The organism is Nocardia sp. 348MFTsu5.1 (assembly GCF_000383535.1).
GTDB classification, from domain to species: Bacteria; Actinomycetota; Actinomycetes; order Mycobacteriales; family Mycobacteriaceae; genus Williamsia; species Williamsia faeni.
Window position 1 is genome coordinate 392,542 of sequence record NZ_KB911513.1, and the last position, 6,787, is coordinate 399,328.

Annotated in this window: 4 protein-coding genes; 2 read left to right on the plus strand and 2 right to left on the minus strand. The window is 64.1% G+C overall.

Annotation, left to right across the window (positions count from 1 at the left end; all coding sequences use genetic code 11):
* Positions 1-138 precede the first annotated feature (138 nt).
* Together H290_RS0112485 and H290_RS0112490 are read left to right on the plus strand one after the other, a co-directional pair.
* The gene (locus tag H290_RS0112485) at positions 139-2,820 is read left to right on the plus strand and encodes an HAD family hydrolase (RefSeq protein ID WP_051121988.1); all 2,682 of its coding nucleotides are present in this window, start codon (positions 139-141) and stop codon (positions 2,818-2,820) included.
* Positions 2,807-3,862, plus strand: a complete 1,056-nt coding sequence (locus tag H290_RS0112490) for a class I SAM-dependent methyltransferase (RefSeq protein WP_020107150.1) — start codon at positions 2,807-2,809, stop codon at positions 3,860-3,862. The genes H290_RS0112485 and H290_RS0112490 overlap by 14 nt, the downstream gene beginning before the upstream one ends.
* 3 nt (positions 3,863-3,865) lie before the next feature.
* Here H290_RS0112490 and H290_RS0112495 read toward each other — a convergent pair whose 3' ends face one another.
* Positions 3,866-5,704, minus strand: a complete 1,839-nt coding sequence (locus tag H290_RS0112495; protein ID WP_020107151.1) for a glycosyltransferase — start codon at positions 5,702-5,704, stop codon at positions 3,866-3,868.
* Between the two features lie 255 nt (positions 5,705-5,959).
* The coding region (locus H290_RS0112500; protein WP_028463110.1) for an HNH endonuclease signature motif containing protein at positions 5,960-6,787 on the minus strand (828 nt) is incomplete at its 5' end.

Genomic DNA, 6,787 nt, shown 5'->3' on the forward strand with positions numbered 1-6,787 from the left:
AGTCTCGGTAAAGCATCCGCAGCGCTCGATCATCGACCTCAAAAACGAAGCGGACATGTGCACCGGAGGTGGTCGTCGTCACTAGGATGGTTCTGGATCAAGACACGAGGATTGGACAAAGCCCTGATCAACGAAGTGATGGACTCCCAAAAGCGGGTGGTGCGGCGTGGCCGCACCAGCCTCGAAGACGTGCATCAGATGCTGCGTGACGGCTCGTGTTCTGTCTTGTCGCTCGACATATTCGACACCATTTTGTGGCGGCGGGTTCCGCGGCCCACCGACCTCTTCGCCCTGTTGGGCGAGCGACTCGTGCGTGAGGGCGCCATCCCGCCGTGGGTGGATGCCGCGACATTTCGCCGGATGCGGATCGTCGCCGAATCGGATTCGCGCGAGCGGCGGGGCGCGCTGGGCCCCGAGGTGTCGATATACGACATCTGGCGTGAGATGCCCACCGCGATCATGCTGCGCGGCAATATCGACTTCTACGTCGAGGCGGAGATCGACGAGGAGTACCGGACCCTGGTGCCGGACCTCGACATCGCCGCCCTGATCAACACCGCTCACGCACATTCGATCCCGATTGTCGTGGTGTCCGACACCTACTTCCTCCAGGAACATCTCGACCGCTTCCTCGATCAGCCCGGCCTCGAACCACTCAAGTCTGCGAAGTTCTTCCGCTCTCATGAACACGGCGTCGACAAGGCCGACGGGTTGTGGAAAATCGTCGTGAAAGCGCTGGGTGTACTCCCCGGCCAGATCGTGCACATCGGCGACAACAAGCGTCCGGATGTGACGGTGCCCGGCAAGCTGGGTGTCCGGACCGTGCATTTCACCCGGATCGGCGAGAGGTACGAGCCGATCCTCCGTCGCGAGCGCAGCCCGCTCGAACCGTTCGGTGCCTGTGCGCCGCGACTGGACCTGACTCAGGGCGACTTCGGTATCACCAGCCTGCGCGCCAAGTTGATCGAGGATGCGCAGCTCGATGCAGTCGCACCTGATGTGGCGTGCGCGTGGCGCTACGGCGCATCCGTGCTCGGACCGGTACTCACCGGCTTTGCCGAATGGGCGGCGCGCCGGGCGCACGAAGAGGGCACCTCGGTGCTGTGGTGTCCGATGCGGGAAGGGGAGATGCTGTCGACCCTGATCAACAACGCCGCCCGCCAACATGGCTTCGATGTCACCGCCAAGCCGGTCTGGCTGTCGCGGCATCTGACATCGGTCGCGGCCCTGGGGGTTGTCGACCAGGACAGCATCCACACCTTCATGCGCCGCCGACACGGGATGACCATCGGCGGCCTGCTGGGCATACTCCAGCTGCGGCCCGGCGATGTACCGGCGTTGTCGGCCCGACTGGGCACGGTGCTCGACAACGGCATCATCGCCGACGACGTCGCGACCGCCCTGACCGAGTCGCCGGCCCTGCGGAACCGAATCGCGACCACCGCGACGGCCACCCGCGAACGGCTCCTGGCGCATCTGCGGCTGGTCGGCGCACTCGACTCGGGCGAAATCACGTTGGTGGATCTCGGCTGGGGCGCCACGATCCAGAGCCAGTTGGCCACAGCTCTGGAGCTGTCCGGAATCCCGATCAAACCGGCCGGTCTGTATCTCGCAACCGACAAACGCAGCACCAAGGTGGCGCTGCGTGGTCTGCGCCTCGAGGGCTATCTCGGCTCCGCCGGTGAACCCGAAGACATCGTCGGTCCACTGGTCCGCAGCCCGGAGGTTCTGGAACAAGGCGTGAGCAGCCTCTGCGGGTCGCTGCTCGATTTCACTCCCGAGGGCGAACCGATCCTCGGCCCGATTGCCGGCTCGGCGTCGCAGTTGCACGCACGCGCAGCTCTTCACGAGGCAGTTCATGCGTTCCAGAACGAATGGCTGCGCTACGCCTCGGAGTTGCCGGAGTGGCCCGCGTTCAACGGTGGTGAGGTGGTGCAGCTGGGCAACATCCTGGCGACGTCCATTATATATCCCACCCCCGACGAGGCTGCGGTCTTCGGTGCCTGGGAACACGAGGACAACTTCGGCTCGGATCTCGTTACCCACGTTGTCCCGGTCGATCTCCTGCCGGCGGTCCCGTATATGTCGCCGGGAGACGTCGGTGACCTCCTGATGCGGGACTCCTTCTGGCCCCAGGTGCTGGCTGCAGCGGACCCGAAACTGGCCGCCGCCGCAGAGGCCGTGAACTCGGGGGCTGTGCCGGCCGAGGTCTTCGAGCCCGATGCGCCCGGTAGCGAGACCGTGTTGCGCTTTCGGACCGGCGATGGCAAGTGGCACGACGGACCCAAGGTCCCGCTGCGCATCAACCGGAACGGATTGTCGTTCGCGCGCTTGAACTTCGAGGCATTTGACGCGACGGACATCTCACTGGCCATTCCCGGTCGCCCCGCGCTGGTGCGGGTGGACTGGATCGAGGCGACCGTCACTGCCGGTGGGCATCGCCTGCCGGAGCCGCTGCGCTGGGACCAGCCGGGGGACTTCTCCGGCCTGGTCTATGCGGAATCGACGTGGCTGGGCGGCAATCTGGTCGAGTTCCACGAACCGCATTCGGCGTTGTGGTTGCCACTCGCCGCGCGAGCGGGCGCGCCCGTGAGCACTGCTGCGATCACGATCGCGTTTGCTGTTCTCCCACAGTCATTGTCGGGACTGCAGCATCGGCCGCCACCGGGACGCCGACTCACCCGGTTGACCTCGCGCGCCAAAGAAGAATACCGCGCCGGCGGCCCCCTGGCCCTGGCCGCCGGAGTCGCCAGGATCGTGACGCGTGCCGGAGGTCCTCCACCTCTGCCGCAGGAAGAGGACGACAATGACGACATCTGAGTTCGGGGATCGAGACGATCCACACGCCCAAGCGCGGAGTGCGCGGAACGCCCCGCTGCTGCTGCATTCGCTGACGCTGTTCTCCGAGGTGATCGGCCGTATCTTTGCCGCAGCTCGTCCGGCGACGGTGGTGGAGGTGGGCGTCGAATCCGGTGGAGCGAGTTCGATCTACCTCGATCACGGTGCGAACGAGGTGTACTGCATCGAACCGACTCCGACCGAACAGATGCGTACCACTCTGGCTCAGAACGCCAATTTGCATCTGGTGGAAGGCTTTTCGCCGGAGGTGCTCGGTGACCTCCCGCTCGGTGACGTCTACATCCTCGATGGCGACCACAACTATGCCACCGTCCGTGGCGAGGTCGACTGGATTCTGGCGAAGGCGCCCGATGCGATTGTCATCCTGCACGACGTCCTATGGCCCTGTGGGCGCCGCGATCAGTATTACAACGCGGACGCGATCGAGGCCGGCGGAGTCCACGAGCACGGCGACGACGGAGCAACGGTGTGGCACGACGACGTCACCCCGGCCGGATTTGTGGGACAGGGACACTTCACCGTGGCGGTGGAGGCGGGTGGTGAACGCAACGGTGTGCTGACCGCCGTCGAGGACTCGCTCGCTGCGCAGGCCCCCGGGACGCACGAGTTCGCCTTGATACCAGCAATTTTCGGACTCGGGATCATCTACCCCACCGGAGATGCGGATCAGACGGACCGCCTGCGGACCGCGCTCGAGCCCTATAGAGACTCGCCGTTGCTGGCAGCCATGGAGAACAATCGGATCGCCCTGTACACGCGGGTCCTCACGATGCAGTACGAGATGGCCGCGGCGGCCGTCAACCGCGACGAGCTGGTCCATCAGCTCGATCGGCAGCGGGACGGGCATCATCGCGAGATTGCCGAACTCGAGCGTCGGCACCACAACGAGATGGCGGCGCTACGGGCGAATCCGCCCATCTCGATCCGCAACGTGACGCGGCGTGCGGCGCGCAAGGCCGTTCGTGGGGTACGTGGTGTCAGCCGGGGCCGGTCGGCGCGGTAGCCGTCACCGCTCCGGGGTCTCGAACAGGCGCCGCCAGCTCTCCATGCTGGTCACGCGTGGCAGTGCATCGTGGTACGCCTGCGCGGTCTTCGTGCCGTCGGCGCGAAAACGCCTCATCAGCAGGAGGGTTCGCTTGGTCAGCTGTCGAGCGAGCCTGACATCGCGGGTGCGGACCCGGTAGCCGCTGCCGGAGGCATCGGTGACAACCACCTGATCGAACAGCGACACGTGCCACCAGTGTTCATTTTGTGGCGGTATCGTCACGCAACCTCGCTGGACTCGACCTGTCAGCTGGGTTACCGCGCGTTTGGACAGCACGAGATCGAACTTGTCTTTCGCGGGTGGAATACCCGCCGGGTGCACGGGCAGAGCGTCGTAGGAGGCACCGGGTATCGCCGACTCGGGCGAAATGGTGGTCTCGGGGAATCGCTTTCGTTCGGTCCGGATGTCGACGAGGGCTTGGCGTCCACCGTCTTCGAGAATCTCTGGGCCGGCGAGGAAATCCTCGATGCTCCGGATCATCGTGAGGGCCAGGCCGTATCGCATCGACACCAGGTACTGTGCGATCTCGCGGAACAGCAGGACGCTCAGCGGTGCGGTGTCGAAGTCGCTGTGCAGCGCGGCGGTGATCAGTGAATTCCGGATACTGAAGTAGAGGGTCCAGTCGTCGTGGTCTTTGACCGCGAAGTCCATGTGCCACACCGCAGCACCCGGGAGTGTGACGGTGCGGTATCCGCCCGCCAAGTTGGCTCGAATGCCGTACTCGATGTCGTCCCACTGGAAGAACATCGGAATCGGCAGGTCCATGGTCTTGATGATCTCGGCGGGGATCAGGCACGTCCACCAGCCGTTGTAGCCGGCGTCGGCTATCCGGTCCTGACGTTCGGTCAGCATGTCGGCATCGTGCAGTGCGTGCTCCGACCACCTTCCGGCCCTGAGCTTTTCGAGGTTCGCTTCCTCCGCACCGACATGAAGCCGGGTCGGATGCATCAGGTAGAGCATCTGTGCGCCGACGATCATGGGCTCGGTTGTCAGGTTGGCAAAGGCGTTGAGGCGCAAGACGGATTCCGGCTCGCACCGGATATCGTCGTCCATCAGGATGACGTTGACGTTGTCGTGGCGCTCGGTGATCTCACACATCCCGCGCGTGAATCCACCGGCGCCACCGAGATTCGGTTGTTGTACGTAGGTGAACCGGTCCGAAAGGCCGGCGCTCACCCCGCGGAAGTCGGGTTGGTCTTCCACGCGGTCGGTGCCTTGATCAACGACACAGACAGCCAGCAGTTCGTGTGCGACCACTGAATCTGAGACGAGAGTCGCCAGGGTGGTGACACAGTCGGCCGGTCGGTTGAAGGTGCAGATAGCCACCGCGGGCTGCCGTATCGGCTGCTGCGCGGTGGTCGACCACCGCACGTCGTCGATCGTCAACGATCCATCGCCGGCCGTGAATGTCAGCCAGACATTGCCGCCGTCGGTGAAAGGTGTCAGATCGACCGTCAGGGCCAGGGCATCGGTGCCTTCGACGTCGATGTCGTGTAGATCGTGGACCATGCCGGTGTGGTCCGAGCCGCGCACGGTCACCCGGGAACGTGCGGTGGCCTCGAATCGAAATGCGAGATCCACCTGCGTCAGGGTGGTCCACCGGCGGAAATACCCGGCGGGGAGTCGACCGAAATAGGTGTCGGTGTCGACCACCGCCCCAGGACTCAGGTGCAAGCGGTGCCGTTCGCGAGCCGCTTCACCCTGTGCCACAGTTTCATACAGCCCGGCGTCGGTTGCGGCCACTGGACCACTGAAAACCCCACGCTGCAGGACCAGCGTGGTCCCAACCCCGTCACTCATGCCGACATCCTGCTACAAAACGACGAAAATTGGGATTCGGTCGTTCGGGGACCTTCCGAGGACCATGAGCCCGGCGGCCGGGTGAACCTTCCGCATCACTGCGAGTTCACCCGACCGCCGGGTCATGACTCGACCCGTCGATTGCGCTATTAAGTTCTCAAAGGTCGTGCAGTACACAGCCGTTGCTGTGTTGCTTGGGGTACTTGGAATATGTCGTCGTAGGGTTTCTGGTCTTGCGGTTCCGGCTTCGCCTGGTTATGCGGCGGCGAGGTCGGACGTCATGGTGCGGCGGGCGTGGGATCGCAGAGGTGTTTTGGTGGCGTCGTCCGGATTGATGAACCAGGGGTGCCCGTCGGTACCGATGAAGACTTCCCAGCGCAGGTGATGGATGTACCGGTGGTGTCGCTTGCACAGGAGGACGGTGTTGGTCAGGCTGGTGACGCCGCCCTTGCTCCAGTGCTGGATGTGGTGGGCATCGGTTCTGCCGGGCGGGCAGCCGCAGCCCGGGTATGCGCAGCCTTGGTCTCGGGCGATCAACGCTTTGCGGATCGCTGGGGTGACGGTCCGGTGGTCGCGGCCGACGTCGAGCGGGACCATGTTGTTGTCGACCAAGATTTTCGTGATCACCGAGTCGCAGGCCACCATCTGGGCTGTCGATGCGGAGGCGGGTCCGGTCCATTCAAACGAGGCTGCCAACGCCGGCGGCTTCACACCACCCAATCCACGCAGTTGTAGTGCCTGTAGATGTTCTGGTGACACCGTCAGGTTGACGTGGGGTTTCGCGCCACCACGGGTGGGTCGGTATTCTTGTTCGAGGTAGGAATCCAACAGTTGCTCCAGCGCGTCGGCGGTGCGTTGGGCTCTGGTCCGACTATCGGGTGATCCATCGGGTTCGGGAACCTGTTTGGACAATGGATCCAGCGCTACTGCAAGCTTTTCTCCGAGTAGGTTGTCCAGATCGAAGGTGCCATGAGTGCGACCGTCATCGCCGGTCCCGAATGAGAAGTCGTTCAGTTCATGATTCTCGGCATCGGGTATCTCTTTGTCCGGTGGCGACAGGGCTATCGCCATATGCCGTGCCCG

Excerpts from the sequence above, each read along its gene's own strand:
- H290_RS0112485 (WP_051121988.1), top strand. The coding sequence starts at position 139 with ATGGACTCCCAAAAGCGGGTGGTGCGGCGTGGCCGCACCAGCCTCGAA.
- H290_RS0112490 (WP_020107150.1), top strand. The coding sequence starts at position 2,807 with ATGACGACATCTGAGTTCGGGGATCGAGACGATCCACACGCCCAAGCG.
- H290_RS0112495 (WP_020107151.1), bottom strand. The coding sequence starts at position 5,704 with ATGAGTGACGGGGTTGGGACCACGCTGGTCCTGCAGCGTGGGGTTTTC.